Genomic DNA, 17801 nt, shown 5'->3' on the forward strand with positions numbered 1-17801 from the left:
GTTGCGTTTCCTATCCTCCCCTCGCGGATTCCCAGGGCATGACGTGAAAGCGGGGTTAAATGGAGGCGCATGCCTCCGGAGCCCACCAGACGCCTGCTGCCAGCGCTCGCCGCCAGCATGGGCGTGCATGGGCTCTTGTGGCTGACCCTGGAGCGCGAGGAGCCGGTCGCGAGGCCCCCTCCGGCGTCCCCGCAGCCTGCCCTGGAATGGGTCGATGTGGAGGTGGCGGAGGCCCATGTATCGCAGGACACGCTGATGCCGGACGAGGGTCCGGTCGCCGGCGCCGCCCAGCCGGTGCCGCCAAAGCGTTCGGACAGCGCCCATGCGCCCCCTGTGCCCCGCACGGCCGCGAAGCACCGGGCTCCGTCGGGGCAGGCGACGCCTGAGCGCGACGCCGCGCCCGCCCACGCGGAGTCCCGGTCCGAGCGCCACACGGAACCCGCCCACGCGAGTTCCCAGCCCGCCCACGACACGCAAGTCGCCCAAACGGACGCGCGGCCTGAACGTCACGTAGAGGCCCTGGACTCGGCTCCGGCGCTGCCCCGCTTCGCGGACGCGCCCCTGGCGGGGACGCCCCCCACGGACATGCCCCGCGCGGAGCCCGGCGCCAACGCCGTCTCGGGCTCACGGCTGTTGCTCGCGGCCCGTCAGGTCACCGCGCTTTCAGGAACGCATCGCGATGTGGCGGCGGAGCTCGACGGCGGCGTGGACCCGCATGCGCCTCCTTCCGCCCAGCGCCTGGTGGAAGAGCTGGTGTCCGAAAGCGTGGGCCGAGGCCGGGTGGAACGCGGGGTGGTGCACCCGTATTACGGCCAGCTCGGCAAGGCATTGATGAAGGCGTGGGACGCCGACCGCTCCGTGAAGGAGCACGGCCTCCAAGGCTACTTCGACATGGGCATGGAGCGCGGCCGTGCGTACTCGCGCATCTGGGTGGAGCGCGCGGCGGACTACGGCGCGTCGGGCTCGTTCGCCACGAAGAACGGCCCGGGCGAGGACCGGCGCAGGCCGCTCAGCACCGCCGGAGACCCCACGCTCAATGCCCGCCGCGAGATGCGCCAGCAGATGCGTCAGGAGTTCCGCACCACGCGCCGTGCCCTCATCCGCGTCGTCCAGGACGCGAAGGGCCAGCTCGTGGACGTGCACCTTCTGGAGCCCAGCCACCAGCCCGAGGTCGACAAGGAGGCCCTCAAGGACGTGCGGGCCATGGCGGAGAAGCTGCCCCCGCCGCCGGACGAGGCCGTGGGCGGCCGCTCGCGGCTCACCAGCGTCTGGGAGTTCGAGCTGCTCATCTCCATCAGCCCGCCCATCCCCACCTTCAGCTTCGAGTTCGACGAAGCGCTCGGCTTCATCGACACCCGCTTGCCGCTGGACCGCCGCATCTACAAGCGCGTGCGGCTGGTCGAGGTCCGCTGAGCCGGCTCAGGACGCGCGAGACTTGCGCGCCGCCTTCGTCTTGGCCTTCGCGGGCTTGGCGATCTTCGCCTCCACCGCCGCGCCGCGCGTACGGACAGCGCGCGCCTTCGTGGTGACCTGCGGGCCGTAGATGCGCTCGTAGTCCTTCATGCTGCGCTTGATGACCTCGAGCGCCTCCGGCTGGTCGTAGACCTCGGCGATCTCCACGCTACGCTTCCCCTCACCGGGAATCTGCTTGTAGGTGAGGAAGTAGTGCTTGAGGCGGTCGAGCAGCGCGCGCGGAAGCTGCGCGAGGTGCTGCAGCTCGCCGTACACCAGGTCGGACTCCAGCACCGCGATGATCTTGTCGTCGGCCTCGTCGCCGTCGACCATGCGGAAGCCGCCAATGGGAATCGCGCGCACCAGCAGGTTGCCGCTGGAGATGACCTTCTCCGTCAGCACGCAGATGTCGATGGGGTCGCCGTCGCCCTTGATGTCCTTCAGGCCCGTGCGCTCGGCGCAGCGCTTCGCCACCAGCTCGTCGCAGTACGTCTGCGGAATGAAGCCGTAGAGCGTGGGACACTGGCTGCTGAAGCGCTGCGGACGGTCCAGCTTGAGGATGCCGGACTCCTTGTCCAGCTCGTACTTCACCGCGTCCGTGGGGACGATTTCGATGTACGCGGTGACGATTTCGGGGGCGTCCTCACCCGGGGTGATGCCGTGCCACGGGTGCGCCTGGGATGTGGTCTGGATTGGCTTCTTCATGGCGTGTCTCCCGAGCGCTTGCAGGCCTCGGCATAGAGTTCTGCGACCGCGTCCTCCAACTGGCGCGTGAGCGCGTCGCGGTCCTGCATCGTCAGTCCCTGGGTGGGGATGGGCTTTCCCACCACCAGCGCCACGCGCTGTCCCCACTGCACGGCCCGGCCCCCCTTGGGAAGAATGAGGCGCGTCCCGGACACCGCCAGGGGCACCACCGGAACGCCCGCCTGGATGGCCAGCGTCGCGGCTCCCTTCTTGAACGGCCGCAGCCGCCCATCCGTGCTGCGCGTGCCTTCCGCGAAGAAGAGCACGCTCACCCGTTCCCGCAGCGCCGTGACGGCTTCCGACAGGCGGGCCCTGTCTCCCGCCCCCCCGGTGCGCTCCACCGGGATGTTGCCCGCGCGCCGGAGCGCGGGCCCGAAGAGGGGGATGCGGAACAGCTCCGCCTTCGCCACGTAGCGCGTGTGCTTGCGGATGTGGGCGAAGTTCACCAGCGCGTCGTAGTGCGACTGGTGGTTGCTCACGAAGACGACGTGGGTGTCGGTGGGGACGTTCTCGACGCCCACCGCCTCGTGCCGCACCCCCGCGGACGCCAGCAGCGAGCGCGCCCACAGCACCAGCACGCCGTCCGCGTCCTTGGCGTCGCGCAGCGACAGCGCCGACACCACGGGAGACAGCACACCGGTGATGCCCACCGCCGCCGTTCCAGCAAAGGCCGTCTGCAGGAGCTTGCGAATCAAACGAACTCGTGGGCGGGGAAAAGGAGCACGTCCGAGATGCGCTGGACCCCGAGCAGCAGCATCAGGATTCTATCGAGCCCGACGGCGATGCCCGCCGAGGGTGGCATTCGCCCTACCGCGTCAAGGAACCGCTCGTCCAGAGGATACACGGCCCGGCCCAGTTGGCGCCTGAGCTCCTGTTCTTCTGTCAATCGTGCCCGCTGTTCCACGGGGTCCGTCAGCTCGGAAAACCCGTTCGCCAGCTCCAACCCCTTGGCGTACAGCTCCACCCGCTCCGCCACCGCCGCGTCACCGGGCTTCAGCCGGGACAGCGCCGCCATGGACGCCGGGTACTCCATGAGAAAGGTGGGCCGCTCGTGGCCCAAGCCGGTCTCCACCTTCTGGAGGAAGAGGTGGAAGAAGACGTCGTCGAACGTCTCCGCGTTCCCGGTGCGCACCCCGGCCGCCTCCGCCGCCCGCTTCAATGACGGGCCGTCCGAATGCTGGCGGATGTCCACGCCGGTGGCGCGCAGCACCGCGTCACGCACCGTCAACCGCTCGTAGGGGGTGCGGGTGAAGAAGAGCGGGTCCGCCCCGGGCTCCCCCTCCGTCGCGCCGCGGCCAGCCTCCGCCAGCGCCCCTTCCAGGTCATCCATGATGGCGTGGTAGTCCGCGTGAGGCCGGTAGAACTCCAGCATCGTGAATTCCGGATTATGGGTCGGGGACACCTCCCCATTCCGGAACACCTTGCACAGCTGGAACAACGGCCCGGCCCCATCCGCGAGCAGCCGCTTCATGGCGTACTCGGGGCTGGAGTGCAGGTAGAGCGTCCGCGCGGAGCCCACATCGGTCTCCGGGATGAAGCCGGCCTCGAACGCGTTGATGTGCGGCTCCATCCCCGGAGCGGGGACGAGCAGCGGCGTCTCCACCTCCAGGTAGCCGTGGGCGGCGAAGAAACGTCGCAGGGCGGAGTAGAGGGACTGGCGTCCCCGGGCGGCCCGCCATTGAGAAAGATTGGGCATGGGCAGCGCGCAAGTAACATGAGGAGCCACATGCACCCAAGGATTCCCCTGCTGCTGGCCTTCGCCTGCTGCCTCACCGCCTGCCCCAAGGGCCCGCCCGCCGATGGCCGGCAGGTCCTTTCCGAAAGGCAGCAGCTCGAGGCGGATGTGAGCGCCATGTCCTCGAAGGCTGAAACGCTCCTCGAAGCCCAGAGCCGCCTGGTGTGGGACTTCTGGACGGAGGGCCGCCACGTGGACGTCGCCGCCACCTACGCCGGCCAGGAAGCGCTCTTCACCATCGAGAACATCCGCAGAATCGACCGACTGCGCCAGCTCACGGACGACGCCCGCGAGGTGCGCGCCCTCACCGCGCTGCACTCGCACTTCGCCGGCGAGTACCTGTCCCACGCGCTGGCCGAGTTCAACGACGCGGCGGCCAACCTGGAAGCGTCTCTCACCTTCCCCGTGGACGGGAAGGACGTGCGCTACCGGGACCTGGAGCGGCTGCTCGCCAACGAGCGCACGGCGGCGCGGCGCCGGGCCCTGTACGCCGCGGCCACGCCCGCGATTGAACGCCTCAACCAGACGCTGCGCCGCCGCGAGGAGCGCGCGGACGAGCTGGTGCGGGAGCTGGGCTTCGCCTCCTACGAGGCCTTCGGCAGCGAGCTGCGGCAGTCGGACCTGGGACGGCTGAGCGTGCTGGCGGAGGAAATCCTCCAGGCCACGCAGGCCCCCTACCGCGTGGTGATGGAGCGGCTGAGCCAGCGCGAGCTGGGCATGGCGTTCAAGGACATCACCCGCGCGGACATCCCCCGCCTGTTCCGCTCGCGCGAAGTGGAGGACGCCTTCCCCAAGGGCGAGTCCCTGCTCAAGGCCCACGGGACGCTGGCGGGCATGGGCCTGGACCTGGGTGAGCTGCCCCACGTCACCATCGACGCGCGGGACGTGAAGGCCAAGAGCTCACGCCCCCTGGCGCTGGCGGTGCGCGTGCCCTCCGACGTGCGCATCTCCTTCAAGCCGGGCACGGGCGTGCTGCACCAGGCACGCGTGCTCCACGAGTTCGGCCACGCGCTGCACGCGGCCTTCACCACGGAGACGCGCTTCGAACTGGCGCGCCTGGGCAACCCCACCGTGGGCGAGGCCTACTCCGCCCTCTTCGAGGACCTGGCCGAAGACCCGGTGTGGCTGGAGGAGCACGCGGGCGTCAGCGGCGAGCAGCGCGCGCAGTACCTGGCCGCGTCCAGCGCGCACAAGCTGTTCCTCATCCGCCATGCCGCGGGCCGGCTGCTCTACCAGTTGGAGCTGCACCGCCGCGTCGAGGCCGACCCGAAGGCGCTGTACCGCGAAATCATGTCGCGCACCGACGACATCCCGATGACGGACGAGGACACCGAGCGCTACCTCGTGGACCAGGAGGACTTCTTTCAGTCCGCGGACAGCTTCCGCGCCTGGTTCCTGGCGGGTCAGCTCCAGGCGCAGCTCAAGGCGCGCTTCGGCCCCGCGTGGTGGCGCACGTCGCAGGCGGGCGAGTTCCTCAAGACGCTGTGGGCCAAGGGCAACGCGATGTCCGCGCGCGAGGTGGCCCAGGCGATTGGTGAGAAGGGCATCGAGCCGGACGTGCTGCTGCTGCGGCTGGGCACCACGCTCCAGGTGCCCATGAAGCTCAACCTCGAAGGCGTGGAGGACGCCATCCTCCCCGCCGCGCCGGGGCTGGAGGACTTCACCCAGCCCCCGCCCGCGCCGGGGCTGGAGGACTTCAGCGCGCCCCCCGCCCCGCCCGCTCCCTAGAAGGGACCGAAGCTCGCTTCCAGGTGCTGGCGCACGTGCGTGGGCCGCTGCGTGGCGTAGTCGCGCATCGCGTCCACGTAGTATCGCCACGACTCCACGGACACTGGATAGCCCCAACGCTCGATGTGCGCGGGAATCTCCGCGGCGACCAGGTCGGTGAGCGACTCCAGGTGTGCCGTCACGCGCTCCTCGCGGAAGGTGTTGTCCAGGTGCCATTGGAAGCGCGACACGAAGCGGCTCTTGAAGTCCGCGTTCGTCAGCAGCTTACGGATGAGCAGCACAGACCACTCCGGGAGCGTTTCATCCGTCAGCACCCGGGCCAGTGAGTCGTAATCCGCGTCGCCGAGGAAGGCCCCGTCCAAATCGTAGAGCAGCCAACGCCAGCGGCCGTCCTTCGCGACGGGCCCCTCGGCATCTGGCTCCACGTACCGCCAGAACTTGACGTTGTTGTGGGGCCAGTCGAGGTTCGCGAAGAAGATCTCCGCGATTTGATAGTCGATGAAGTCGTCCACATCCATCATCGACTCCACGTGGGACAGGTTCTCCGGCAACGAGAGGTCGTTGTTCCGGACGAAGTCCAGCAGCGCCAGGTAGTGCGACTCGTCGCCCTCCTCGCCAGTGTCGAGCACCCCGTCCAGCTCCAGGATGGCCACCTTCTTGCGGTCAATGCCGTGGCGCGACGCGAGGTAGTACTCGTCATACCGCTCGCGCAGCTCGTGCAGGCCCCAGTACTCGCCGTTGATGTACAAGACGGTGGGGCGGCAGGCCTGCAGGTGCAGCGCCGTCTCCCGCAGCAGTCCCTGGAGCGCGCAGTCGCGAATCTTGGAATACAGCAGGTCCTGTCCCGACGTGCGGACGATGAGCCGCGTGTACTCGTCCAGTGTCTCATCGGGGAACACCGCCGCGCGGAACGTCTTCGGCCCATAGTCCTCCTTCGCGTACAGGCGCAGGCTCTTGTGCGGCAGCGCCGCGCTGCCCGAGCCGTGGATGCGCACGCCCGCCCCCTGCGAAATCACCGGCTGGCCGTTCACCTCGAACCACTCCACGTGGAGGGGGCGCTCCCAGTCCTTGCCGCTCTGGTGATAGTTGCCGTTGCCCCACATCCAGTCCGGCCTGGGGTCCTCCGCGTGGATCCGCCCGGGGACATAGATGCCGTGCTCGAAGCCGAAGAAGTGCTCCGCGTCCACCGTCAGCGACATCACCGGCAACGGACCATGTGACTTGTCGATGAGATAGCTCCGCGTGCCGGAGGCGCCCACGGGCGTGGCGTCCTGGAACTGCTGGAACCGCACCACGGCGGCGCGGCCCACCGGCCCGCGAGGCGGCAGCCATCGCCACTCCACCGGCGTCTCCGGCGGATTCGTGGGGATGAGGGACAGGGGCGCGGGCTCGCCCTGTGAACGCATCAGGACCAGCGGCGAGGTGTAGATGGGCGAGTTGGCCGTCGGCGTCGAGCCATCCAGCGTGTAGCGCGTCGTCGCGGACTCGCTCGTGGGCAGCGTCAGCAGGGACGGGGGCTGGTAGAGCGCGTGCGGCGTGGCGAAATCCAATGGCTGGAGCGCCAACGACGCGCGGGCCGGAGTGCCCGAGCCGTCATGGGCCACCACCTCGATGGAGTGCATCGCCGCGCCGGGCAGCCATTGGATGCTCCACTGGTCACCATTCACCTCGGCCCAGCCGAGCAGCACGCCGTCCACGTGGACTTCCACGGCCCTGATGTCGCCCTGCCCCTGGATGGTGCCCCGCAGAAGGCCAGACGCGTTGTCCATGCCATCAATGGACACGTACGGAACGGATTGCTCCTCCCGCGGGTCGTCAATGGGCGGCACGGGTGGCGCCGGCGGGACATCCTCACGGCAGGCGGACAGTGAAATCGTGAGCGCCAATAGCGCCGTGCGGGACTTGTAACGAAAGGTCCTCAATGCCTTGTCTCCCTGGGAACCAACAGCCAGCATGGCTGGCACGGGGACGTCCGGCCCGCAGAAGTACGCACCTCCTGCGACACGTCCCACACGCGCCCGTGCACGGCGCACGCCATCTGAGTCCCCAGGTGGGGCGCCCTGAAACGCACACCGCACGACGACCGCGGCGGCCCCTATGTAGCGCAGGGAACGTTTGAGGTCCATCCAGCCCCAGTGCATGTCGGGGAAAACACGAGAGCCCCCGCCCGGTGTCGGACGGAGGCTCTGGGTACCGCAGGGGCACACGAAGGGAACTACAGGAGCTTCATCAGCTCCGCGCGCTTCGCATTGTACTCCTCGTCACTGAGGACGCCCGCGTCCTTCAGCTCCTTGATTTCCTTCAGGCGCTGCGCGGGGCTGCGCGTGTCCGCCGGGGGCGCCGCGGGCGCGGGCTCCGGAGGCCGCTGCTGGTGCTGCTGCTGGTTCATGAACTGCTGGGCCATGCCAAAGCCCATGCCCATGCCCATGCCGCCCAGCGCGTTGCCCGCGCCACCACCGCCGTTACCGCCCTTGGCCATGCCCTCGGCCGCGCCGAGCATCGCCTGGCCCTGCGCGTACTGCTGGAAGCCACCGGCCAGACGCGAGTACGCCACGTCCTTGCCCAGCTTCTTCAGCGTCGCCTCGTCCTCCTCCTTGATGGAGACGTGGAAGTTGCCCATCCGCACCACGGTGAGGCCGTAGCCGTCCACGTGGGGCTTGAGCCCGGAGATGACCTCGGTCTCGATCTCCTCGGTGTACGCGCCGCTCGTCACGTCGAGCAGCGGCCAGCGCTTCTTGACGAGCAGCTCCGCGATGCGGTCGCGCGTCACCTTCAGCACCTGGTTCTTGAACCAACCGAGCAGCTCGTCGTTGCCGGTGCGGCCCATGCCCACCAGGCCCACCACCAGGCGCTCAGGGTCCGTCACACGGATGGAGAAGTCGCCGTACACCATGGTGCCGATGCCCAGGCCCGTCTCCGGGTCGCGCACGTCACCGATGGGGCCGCCGAACTTCACGCCGGCGAACTCCCGGGTGGAGACGAAGAAGATTTCGGAGATGAAGAGGTTGCCGCCCGTGAAGCCTTCGATGAGGCGGGACAGGAACGGGATGTTGTTCGTGTCCAGTGAGTGACGGCCGGGCCCCAGCTTGCCCTCCACCTTGCCGTCCTTCACGAAGAGGGCGACCTCGTCCGCATCGACGGTGAGCTGGGTCAGCATCCGGACGTTGTTCTCCGGATACTTGTAGATGATGTCGCCCTTCGCCGAGTCCGCCCGGGCGATGAAGTTGCGCTTCGTCTCACCCTTGATGCTGTCGAAGATACCCATTGCCGTCAGCGCCTCCGTGGCCGCGTTGGCAGCCGGTCAACCCGCACCGCCACCCCAACCCTTTTAAGAGCATGGCATCCCGGACGAAAGCGCGCGCGCTCCCGTACCGGCACCTGCTCGCAACATGCCAGTTTCACTGGCGAAAGCCTAGCCGCTCGGCAGGCCGGATGCCCTGGAAAGCGACGGCCGGCGTCCGCGCTAGCCCCAGCGGCTCACCAGCCGCTCGCGGTCCAACAGGCGGATACTGGCCCACAGCAGGAGGGCGTCCAGCACCAGCACCACCGCGCCCTGGAGCAGGTAGTAGCCGAAGCCCGCCTTGAGCACGCCCGCCACCTGCCCACCCACCATGCCCACGATGGGCAGCACCACCAGCGCTGACAACTGCTGGGCCATGCGCGCCTCGCTCACCCGGGCGGAGATGAGCACCGCCACCCCGTTGCCGAAGAAGGCGAACAGCGGCGCGATGACGAACACGCCGAAGGTCCACAGCGCGTTGGGCATCAGCGGCATCTTCACCAGCGGCCACGCGACGATGTCCACGCCCACGCAGAACAGGACGAACGCCGTCCACGTAATCGCCACGGACGGCACCAACGCCGCCAGGCTCTTGCCCGTCACCAGCTCCGCCGCCGTCACGGGCGAAGCCAGGAGCGGCTCCAGCGTGCGCCGCTCCTTCTCCCCCGCCACGCTCTGGGACGCGATGAGGATGGGCACGAACACCGGCATCACCAGGAACATGCCGAACCAGTCGGTGAGCGTCTTGTCGATGAGGAAGCGCGCGGCGCTGGCGCCCAACGGCAACGTGGGGTCGTAGAAAAGCGCCACGCTGCGCAGGTCCGCGTGGTCCGGCGTGCGCACGTACGTCCACACCACGCCAATGGGCACCAGCACCATGACGGCCGGGAGCACCATCATGGACACCACCAGGCCCACGTTCTTTCGCAGGTCCAGGAAGTCCTTCCAGAACACCGCCAGGGCCCGCTTCGGACGGAACGCCATGGGCTACCCCCTCCCCTCGCGCAGCAGCTCCAGATAGACCTCTTCCAGGGGACGCTGCGTGGGCACCGCGCTGTGCACCCGCGCGCCCGCTCCCACCAGGCACGCCACCACGTCGGGCGCCTGCGCATCGTCCGCCAACATCACGCGCAGCTTCGGCCCTTCGGCCAGCACGTTGGGCGCGAAGGGCAGCTGGGCCAGCGCGACACAAAAGCGCTCCGCCTCCCCCTCCACGCGCACCTCCAGCGCCTGCCCCGCGTGCCGCAGCTCGCGAACCGGGCCCATGGCCAGCAGGCGGCGCTTCACCACCGCCACGCGCTCGCACAGGCGCTCCACCTCCGCCAGGTTGTGCGAGCACAGGACGATGGTGCGCCCCTCCGACGCCAGCTCCGCCACGGCGTCGCGCACGGTGCGCGCCGACTCCGGGTCCAAGCCGCTGGTGGGCTCGTCCAGGAAGATGACCTTCGGGTCGTGCACCAGCGTCCGGACGATGGCCAGCTTCTGCCGCATCCCCTTGGAGAAGCCGCCCACCGGCTCCTCCTCGCGCCCACCCAACCCGAAGCGCTCCAGGTAGTGCCGGGCCCGAGGCCAGGCCGCGGCTTCATCCAACTCGTGCAGCTTCATGAAGAAGCGCAGGTTCTCTCGCGCGGTGAGCCTGTCGTAGAGGCCGGGCTGCTCGGTGAGCAGGCCCACCACCTTGCGCAGCGGCTCGCCGTCGCGGTCCACCCGGTGGCCCCACACGGTGGCCTCGCCCTCGGTGGGCTGAAGCAGCCCCGTGAGCATGCGCACCGTGGTCGTCTTCCCCGCGCCGTTGGGCCCCAGCAGGCCGAATACCTCGCCGGGCCGCACGTGGAAGGACAACGCCTCCACGGCCACCCGGTCTCCGAAGCGCTTGCCCAGGTCCTGGACGTGGATGCCGCTCAATCGATGGTCACCAGGACGAACTTGTTGTTGATGTCGCGGTCCACCGGCGTGACGACCTTGTCCGAGCCCACCGCGGTGCGCAGCAGGTTGAGCCGGTTGTGCTCCACCAGGGCCCACTCACGCCCCGGCCGCTGCGCCAGGGCGCGCATGCGCGCGTTCGCGTCCGACACGCGGTACTGCTCCACCGTGTTCTGCGAGTAGAACGTCTCGCCGCGCCAGTTCATCATGTACGCGACGATGGGCTCGCCCGCCTGACGCTGCGCGTAGTAGCGCCAGAAGAGGTCGCGCTGCGTCCAGTGGTGGGACAGGTCCACCCAGTGGTTCCAGTTGAACCAGAGGGCCATGCCCGCCGCGAGCACCCAGAAGGTGCCGAACAGCATCGCCCGCGCCCGCATCAGCGACGCCACCACCGCCATGCCGCCCGCCACCGCGAAGGTGAAGCCCAGCGTCTTCTTGACGTTGACGGGCTCCGACAGCGCCTTGAGCAGCGAGTCCTCCGCCGCCGGCTGGCGGAATCCCCGCACCGCGAACGCGATGCCCACCACCGCCAGCACGCCGGCCAGTGTCTGGATCGACGCGCGGCCTTCCGCGCCCGGCCGCATGGACTCCCACGCCAGATAGCCCGCCACCGCCAGCACCGCCACGCCCACCAGCGCCTTGGCGGACACCTGGGCCTGGGCGCTCACCGCGCCCAGCGTCGCCACGCCGCCCAGGAGCAGCATCAGCGCCACGGCGCGCGCGCTCGGCGTCGTCCGGGCCCGCCCCTTCGCGGAGAAGGCATCGAAGGACAGGTAGACGCCGAAGGCCAGCAGCACCAGCGTCACCAGATCTCCCGTCCACAGCGGGCGCGAGGTGAAGAACGCGATGGGCTTCGTCACCAGGTCCTGCGGATAGGTCCGGTCGTAGTTGTAGACGAACAGGTCGGTGAAGATCTTCGGGTTCTCCGCGATGTTCTTCCCCACCAGGACGAAGAGCATGAACCCGAAGATGAGGCTCACCGCGTGCGCGGAGATGCCCTCCTCCCACAGCCGGTCGATGAAGAGCGCCAGGAGGACGGCCACGCCCGGCAGCACCGGGAAGACGTAGTGGTGGAACTTGGTGGCGCTGGACGACAGCAGCCAGAAGGAGAAGGCCACCCACAGCACCGCGATGATGGCCAGGTGGTCCGCCGCCTTCTCCGAGCGCAGCTTCAGCCGCGCCACCACCGCGAAGGCGCCGGGCAGCAGCGCCACCCAGGGGAAGATGGCGAAGCCACCCTGCTCGATGAAGTAGATGAACGTGCCGCCCGGCGTGGTGGTGTGCACGCCCGCCGTGAGGCGATTGAGGTGGTCGTGGACGAAGAAGCGGTACCAGAAGAGCTTGCCCTCATCGTCCACGGAGCCGAAGAGGGACAGCGTCAGGTACCAGGGGCCCGCCACCGCGAAGAACACCAGGATGCCCGTGCCCAGGTGCATCTTGAACATCTGCCCCCACAGCACGGGCATGGGCTGACGGCCCTCGCGCACGTCCTTGCGGAAGCGCGACTGCGTGAGCCACTTCAAGTGCGCGTCCAGGCTGTCGCTGTCCCAGGGGATGACGGACAGGGCCGCGTACAGCACCAGGATGACGGCGGGCAGGCCCACACCCAGCAGGCCCTTGGCCAGCGCGGACAGGCCGGCGAAGAAATAGAAGCCGTACCACCAGGCGGCGCGGTGCTTCGTCGTCGCATCCAGCTGGCCGATGAGCGCGCACGCCATGGCGCAGATGAAGGTGGTGACGAAGGGCGTGTCCGTCACCGTCTGCCGCGTGAGCAGGAAGTACAGCGGCATCGTGGCCAGCACGAAGCCGGTGGCCAATCCCGCGCGCCGGGACACCACGCGCGCCACCGCCAGTGACAGCAGCGCCACCGCGGTGATGCTCAGGAGCGCGAAGGGCATCCGCATGCCCCACTCCGTATAGCGGCCCAGCATCCCACCCGGGTTCGCCGCGCCCACCACGTTCATGCCCAGCGCCTGCATCCACATCGTGAGCGGCGGCTTGGAGAAGAACCACGAGTTTTCCCAGAAGGGGTACACGTAGTCCTGGCGGACAATCATCATCCGCGCGACTTCGCCGTAATGCGTCTCCCAGGGGTCCCAGAGCCCCACCGCGCCCAGGTAGGGAAGGAAGAGCAGGGCCGCGAAGCCCGCCGTGGCCGTCACGACGCGCAGACTGAGGGACAGCTCCAGCCACCGCTTCGCCCACTTCGCCTGGAAGAAGTCCTTGCCGAGGATGGCCTCGACGAAGGTCTGCTCCCGCTGCTGTTCGACTTCGCTCTCCACGGACTGAGGCTCCTTGAGTCGTTCCGGGCGGTGGGCGGCCCACCCTCGGCAGGACGCGGCGTTATATCCCCGCAGCCCCCTCTGGTCGACCACCGCCAACGGCCGCTGCCGTGAGCCTGACTGCGCACCGCTGTGCAGGGGGATGTACACGACAGGGCCGTCAACCCCGCGAAAGCACGGCTCCTCGGCAGAGGCACGGCGCTTGAAACGCCCGGGGCCGGCGGTGCTTCCCGAGGCCGACGGGACGTGGCCGCCGAGGAGACATCATGCTCGCCCCCGCAGTGTCCCTGGCTTGCGCCCTCTTGCTCGCGCAGCCAGGGAACGAGGCCCCCGTCCTTCAGCCGCCCACCACCCCGCTTCCGGTCCAGGCATGGCACGCCCCCACGGTGTGCCTGCGGCTGCCACCGACGAAGGACGTTCCCTCCGGCGAGTGGCGGGCCCAGTGTGACGACACCGCCCAGGTGTGCCGGGTGTCCCCGTTGAGGGAGCTGGACGCCGAGGGCGTGGAGACGGACCGGCTGCAAGCGCGGGTGACGACCTGCTCCATCCCGTTCGATGAGGAAACGGCGGAGCGGGTGAAGGGCTATCGAATGGAGCCGGCCCGCGCGGCGGCCCCACCCGGCTGGTACCGCGACGAGCGCGGGCGGGTGATGCAGTTCAACTTCGACCTGAACCGGCGCGTCTGGCTCGGAGGTGCCTGGGCGCCCCTGTGGCATGACGGCCAGGTGCAGGGCCGCATGCGCGCCGACTTCGGCATCGCGGTGGAGGCACCGTCCCACCGGGGGAAGCGGCTGCACCGGCTCCGCTTCCTGGAGACGGAGCTGCACCTGGGCGTGCCCTCGCTCGACCTGACGGCGGCGCGTTACGACTTCAGCGTCGAGCGCGACGACCCGCTCTTCCGCGTGACGACCTTCTTCGGCAAGCCGCGACGACATGACCTCCATCTCAACCTGGGCTTGTGGATGGAGACGCTTCGCGTGGAGGAGCTCGAACGCGGCGGCGAAGTGGGGCGCTTCCTCACCTGGGGCACGATCCACGCCACGGTGGACCTGTGGCATTCGAAGGACCTGGTGTCCTACGTGCGCGTGCGCGCCGGTCCCTCCTTCGAGCGGGACGCTGCGAATGGCTTCAACACCTTCGTCCCCGGCGCGGCGCTCGAAGCAGACCTGACGGTGGACCGGGACGGATTCCACCACCTGCGGCTGGGAGTGGAGGCGGAGAAGGTGTTGCTGGCCCCGGCCGTCGCGGGCCGCCCGCTGAGGCCGGAGCGGCTGCGGCTCCAGGCCGGCTACGAGGTCATCATCCTGGCCATCAACGACCAGCCGTTGAGCCTGCTCGTGGATGGCCGCGGAGTGAAGCGTGGCGACATCGCGGGCGTCCCCGAGCAGTGGGAATGGTCCGCGTCCGCGGGCCTGCGCTTCTCCCTCTGGGCTCCCGCGCGTCGCTCCGCACCCATGGCCACGTCCGTGAAGGAGTAGGCCTCCATGCTGATGCTCGGACTGGCGCTGCTGCTGGCCACTGCCGCGGACGTGCCGCGGGGCGTGCCCGATGACGACGCCTGCGTGGCCCTGGACGAACGCGGTGAGCGCTTCCCCATCTGCTTCGACCCCGGCGACGGCTTCGTGGTGGGCACGCGCGCGCGGCTCAGCGGCTCGGTGATGGCGCAGGCAGTGCGCACGGGCGTGCACATCCGAAGCGGACGCAGCAGCCGGAGCAAGGGCTCGCCCTGGTTCAACAACCACCGGCTGCTCGGGCTGGAGGCATGGGATGGAGAGCAGCGTGGGCTCACCTTCACGGCGTATGACGGGACGCTGCGCCGGCACCTGGAGGAAGGCTTCATCCTGGTGCCCACGGCGCGGCCGGCGCGCATTCCCTTCCCCTTCGACGTGACGGTGGCGCTGCGACTGGGGCACCTGGAGCGCCGCGTCTGGGAGGGCCCCGGTTGGACCTTGGAAACGGGACGGCTGGGCCTGCTGCTGGACCCGATGCGCGCGGAGACGGAGCGGGTGTGGTTCGGCGTGGGGCCTGTCGCCGGGCACGCAGTGCGGCGTTCCCGGGAGGGCGTCTCGCACACGGTGGCGCCCTTCACCGAGCTGATGTTCGACGCGGGCCTGGAGTCACGGGACGGACTGTGGGCCCTGCGCGCATCGGGGCTCGCGGGCTGGCGCATCGGAATCGAGCGAGGGCTGTACTTCCGCGCCAGGACGGACGTAGGCCTGGAGCGCGTCGTGCTCGCGGTGGCGGACCAGCCCGTGGTGCTCCAGGTGAGCGGGGCCTATGTCCACCGGGACGCGGGGCTGGACCGGCGCAGTGAGTGGACCGCGAACGTCGGGCTCGCGGTCCGAGTCTTCGGTGCCCGATGATGCGAACAACGACTTCCTGCTCAAGGACGAGGACTGAAGCCCGGCGCCCGGGCGCTCCCCCCAAGGAGCGCCCGGCGCTGGCTCACTTCGGCTCTGTCGGCGTGACGGCGCCGTTCAACACGTTCACGAGCGTCGCCCCCAGCGCCACAGGCGGGTAAGGCACCGCGGAGAGAACGGAGGTCGCCGAGTCGATGACCGCGTGCGCCTTCTGCGACGGCGTGGACGTCGGGTCGGTGAACACGTCCCGCGTGTTGGACAACGAGGACAGCGTGCTGAAGACGTTCAGGAACGGCACGGCCTTGCCCACCGTCTTCGCGACGGTCGTCGAGGGCATCGACGAAGGCATGTTGCCTTGCAGCCCATCCTTGATGACGCGGACGCCTGACTCGAAAGTGTCCGCCACGTTGATGGCGTTGTTCGCCGTGCCGGACATGCTGCCCACCTGGCTCATCACCGACTGCGGCGGCGTCTGGACCTGCTCCGATGTCCCGCTCTTGCCTCCCACGCTCTTCGCGCCGGTCGCTCCGAGCTGAAGTGCGTTGACGGTCCGGTCCCCGATTTCCACCCCTGTGGCGCCCAGATTGACGGGCGGCTTGCTGGGCGAAACGGTCGGCTTTCCAAAAATCCTCGTCATGGTATCCCCCCACTGCGTGTGCCTTCGGCCTACATTGGGGTTATCTGCGATGATTCTCGGGAGTTTCGCCTACACTTTCCGACCTGATTTTCAGGGGTGCGGCGCAGCCTCCAGCACCGTCCTCAGCGCGAGCTCCGCCGCGCGCAGCCGGGCATCCTGAGGGTCCACCCGGCGCGCTTCCACCAGGCGCTCCAGGGCCCGCGCGACGTTGCCGCGTGACAGCTCACAGCGCACGCCGGCCTCCAGCGCGCCTGTGTCCCAAGGCCCGTACACCCGCGCCTCCGCGGCGGCGTGACACCCTTCCTCCACCCGCGATGCCTCCAGGAGAGCGCGCGCCAGTTCGACACGCGTCTCCACATGAGCGGGCGCCAACCGCACGGACTCGCTCAACGGCGCCACGGCTTCCCTGGGAAGGCCCAGGCGGCGCAGCACTCCGCCCAATGCACGCAGCGGTCCCGGCGCCCCCGGAACGAGCAGCGCTTTGGCCCGCGCCTCGCGCAGGACGGACGGCTCGTCGAAGCGCACCTCCGTCACCATCCGGTCCACCACCGCGCGGTAGGCGGGGTACGCCGCGGGCCAGGTGAACACCAGCCGGTACACCCACTCCCCTCGTGGCACGAAGAGCGCCATCAGATGAGTGGGCCCCCCTGGCCCCTCCAACTCCGCATGCAGCCGCTGCGCGCTCCGCCCGCCCACGCGCGCCGCCACCGGCCCCGTCACATTCAGTGTCCGCCCCTCGGGGCTCGGAGCGCCCTGCACCAGCACCTCCTGCTGGAACTGCCGCGCCTGGACCGAGCCGTCTCCTGGCTCTCCCGCCTCGATGGCCTCCGCCGAGAACGTCGCGCGGCCACGCCCCGGCAGTCCGTTGGAGAAGGCCCGCCGGCCCTGCCCGTCCACGTCGCCCCGCCAGTCGCGCGGCAGGGCCACGGAGAGGCCAAAGCCGTCATCCCGCTCCGTGCGCCAGACGGAGCGCTCCGCCACCACGCCCCCCGTCACCACCACCGCCGCCACCACCATCCCCACCGGGCGCAGCCAGCCTGTGTCCAGGTGCCAGCGCGGCTCCAGGAAGACGCCCGCCAGCAGCCCCGCGAGCAATCCGCCCAGGTGCCCCGCGTTGTCCACGCCCACCGACGTCCACCCCATCCAGAGGAAGACGAGCACCGTGGGCACCGCGGCCTCGCTGGACATCCACCGCGCCGGCAGCTTCGCCCGGTGACGCCGGCCCAGGACGAGCAACGCACCGACGCAGGCGTACACGAGCCCAGAAGCCCCCACGCTCACACCCCCGGAGTTGCCGAGCGAGCCCGCCATGGTGGCCAGCCCCGCCGCCACCAGCAGCGCCGCGTAGTCCCGGCGCCGGCACAGCCGCTCCAGGCCGCTTCCCGCCGCCAACAGCACCAGGACATTGAGCGCCAGGTGGGGGAAGTCCCGGTGAAGGAAGTGGGCGGTGACGAGCCGCCAGACCTGGCCCGTGTCCACCACCAGAGGCCCCGCCTTCGCGCCCCACCGCAGCAGGGTGTCCAGCCCCACCGGCCCCGCGGCTCGCGCCGCGCCGTGGATGCCCACCAGCACGGTGGCGAGGATCAACGTGAGCCAGGGCGCCCCCCCAAGTCGCATTCCACCGGCCGATTGACCGATGGACAACAGCCTCGGCTGCCCC

The 17801-nt window shown here is 69.5% G+C and carries 14 protein-coding genes; 4 read left to right on the plus strand and 10 right to left on the minus strand.

What is annotated here, in order from left to right:
• The first annotated feature begins 69 nt into the window (after positions 1–69).
• A complete protein-coding gene (locus BLU09_RS14640; RefSeq protein WP_090490168.1) occupies positions 70–1413 on the plus strand; it encodes an energy transducer TonB family protein in 1344 nt (447 codons plus the stop codon).
• Between the two features lie 6 nt (positions 1414–1419).
• Here BLU09_RS14640 and BLU09_RS14645 read toward each other — a convergent pair whose 3' ends face one another.
• From BLU09_RS14645 to epmA, 3 genes are read right to left on the minus strand one after another with little or no spacing between them, the layout of a single operon-like run.
• Positions 1420–2157, minus strand: coding sequence for an inorganic pyrophosphatase (locus tag BLU09_RS14645; RefSeq protein ID WP_011555531.1), 738 nt, complete (start codon positions 2155–2157; stop codon positions 1420–1422).
• On the minus strand, positions 2154–2891 hold the full coding sequence (locus BLU09_RS14650; RefSeq protein ID WP_090490169.1) for a lysophospholipid acyltransferase family protein: 738 nt from the start codon (positions 2889–2891) through the stop codon (positions 2154–2156). Before BLU09_RS14650 ends, BLU09_RS14645 begins: the two co-directional genes overlap by 4 nt.
• Positions 2888–3892 (minus strand): EF-P lysine aminoacylase EpmA, encoded by a 1005-nt coding sequence (gene epmA / locus BLU09_RS14655; protein ID WP_090490170.1) that lies wholly within the window; start codon positions 3890–3892, stop codon positions 2888–2890. The genes BLU09_RS14650 and epmA overlap by 4 nt, the downstream gene beginning before the upstream one ends.
• Before the next feature lie 30 nt (positions 3893–3922).
• Between epmA and BLU09_RS14660 the strand changes: the two genes are divergently transcribed.
• Entirely contained in the window at positions 3923–5659 is a 1737-nt protein-coding gene (locus BLU09_RS14660) for a chromosome segregation protein SMC (protein ID WP_167371085.1), read from the plus strand.
• Here the strand turns inward: BLU09_RS14660 and BLU09_RS14665 are convergent.
• From BLU09_RS14665 to BLU09_RS14685, 5 genes are all read right to left on the minus strand, one after another.
• Positions 5656–7581 carry a CotH kinase family protein gene (locus BLU09_RS14665; protein ID WP_244171730.1) on the minus strand — a complete coding sequence of 642 codons (1926 nt, stop codon included), beginning with the start codon at positions 7579–7581 and terminating at the stop codon, positions 5656–5658. The two genes, BLU09_RS14660 and BLU09_RS14665, sit on opposite strands and share 4 nt — an antisense overlap.
• Positions 7582–7874: 293 nt before the next feature.
• On the minus strand, positions 7875–8924 hold the full coding sequence (locus tag BLU09_RS14670) for an SPFH domain-containing protein (RefSeq protein WP_090490172.1): 1050 nt from the start codon (positions 8922–8924) through the stop codon (positions 7875–7877).
• Positions 8925–9122: 198 nt separating this feature from the next.
• Entirely contained in the window at positions 9123–9923 is an 801-nt protein-coding gene (locus tag BLU09_RS14675; protein WP_090490173.1) for an ABC transporter permease subunit, read from the minus strand.
• A 3-nt stretch (positions 9924–9926) separates the two neighbouring features.
• The gene (locus BLU09_RS14680) at positions 9927–10844 is read right to left on the minus strand and encodes an ABC transporter ATP-binding protein (RefSeq protein ID WP_090490174.1); all 918 of its coding nucleotides are present in this window, start codon (positions 10842–10844) and stop codon (positions 9927–9929) included.
• Positions 10841–13144 carry an ArnT family glycosyltransferase gene (locus tag BLU09_RS14685; protein ID WP_090490175.1) on the minus strand — a complete coding sequence of 768 codons (2304 nt, stop codon included), beginning with the start codon at positions 13142–13144 and terminating at the stop codon, positions 10841–10843. The genes BLU09_RS14680 and BLU09_RS14685 overlap by 4 nt, the downstream gene beginning before the upstream one ends.
• A gap of 266 nt (positions 13145–13410) precedes the next feature.
• Between BLU09_RS14685 and BLU09_RS14690 the strand changes: the two genes are divergently transcribed.
• Together BLU09_RS14690 and BLU09_RS14695 are read left to right on the plus strand one after the other, a co-directional pair.
• On the plus strand, positions 13411–14622 hold the full coding sequence (locus BLU09_RS14690) for a hypothetical protein (protein ID WP_090490176.1): 1212 nt from the start codon (positions 13411–13413) through the stop codon (positions 14620–14622).
• A 6-nt stretch (positions 14623–14628) separates the two neighbouring features.
• Positions 14629–15507 (plus strand): hypothetical protein, encoded by an 879-nt coding sequence (locus BLU09_RS14695; RefSeq protein ID WP_090490177.1) that lies wholly within the window; start codon positions 14629–14631, stop codon positions 15505–15507.
• An 82-nt stretch (positions 15508–15589) separates the two neighbouring features.
• On the opposite strand, the gene BLU09_RS14700 is transcribed toward BLU09_RS14695, so the two are convergent.
• On the minus strand, positions 15590–16141 hold the full coding sequence (locus BLU09_RS14700) for a hypothetical protein (RefSeq protein WP_090490178.1): 552 nt from the start codon (positions 16139–16141) through the stop codon (positions 15590–15592).
• Positions 16142–16231: 90 nt separating this feature from the next.
• Complete coding sequence (locus BLU09_RS14705; protein ID WP_090490179.1) at positions 16232–17758, minus strand: rhomboid family intramembrane serine protease; 1527 nt, start codon at positions 17756–17758, stop codon at positions 16232–16234.
• Positions 17759–17801: the final 43 nt, after the last annotated feature.

This window comes from Myxococcus virescens (assembly GCF_900101905.1).
GTDB classification, from domain to species: Bacteria; Myxococcota; Myxococcia; order Myxococcales; family Myxococcaceae; genus Myxococcus; species Myxococcus virescens.